This window comes from Priestia sp. GS2, from assembly GCF_036409025.1.
GTDB classification, from domain to species: Bacteria; Bacillota; Bacilli; order Bacillales; family Bacillaceae_H; genus Priestia; species Priestia aryabhattai_A.
In genome coordinates this window covers 1-642 of the sequence record NZ_JAZGJX010000008.1, presented here as the reverse complement: position 1 = coordinate 642, position 642 = coordinate 1, and the positions used below count along the sequence as shown (strand labels likewise).

Genomic DNA, 642 nt, shown 5'->3' with positions numbered 1-642 from the left:
ATCGGGCTGGGAGACAGTGTCAGGTGGGCAGTTTGACTGGGGCGGTCGCCTCCTAAAGAGTAACGGAGGCGCCCAAAGGTTCCCTCAGAATGGTTGGAAATCATTCGTAGAGTGTAAAGGCACAAGGGAGCTTGACTGCGAGACCTACAAGTCGAGCAGGGACGAAAGTCGGGCTTAGTGATCCGGTGGTTCCGCATGGAAGGGCCATCGCTCAACGGATAAAAGCTACCCCGGGGATAACAGGCTTATCTCCCCCAAGAGTCCACATCGACGGGGAGGTTTGGCACCTCGATGTCGGCTCATCGCATCCTGGGGCTGTAGTCGGTCCCAAGGGTTGGGCTGTTCGCCCATTAAAGCGGTACGCGAGCTGGGTTCAGAACGTCGTGAGACAGTTCGGTCCCTATCCGTCGTGGGCGTAGGAAATTTGAGAGGAGCTGTCCTTAGTACGAGAGGACCGGGATGGACACACCGCTGGTGTACCAGTTGTCTTGCCAAAGGCATCGCTGGGTAGCTATGTGTGGACGGGATAAGTGCTGAAAGCATCTAAGCATGAAGCCCCCCTCAAGATGAGATTTCCCATAGCGCAAGCTAGTAAGATCCCTGAAAGATGATCAGGTTGATAGGTCAGAGGTGGAAGCACGG

Annotated in this window: 1 rRNA gene; it reads left to right on the top strand. The window is 55.5% G+C overall.

Going from position 1 to position 642, the window contains the following annotated elements:
* A 23S ribosomal RNA gene (locus tag V2145_RS21400) occupies positions 1 to 642 on the top strand; the annotation flags it as partial.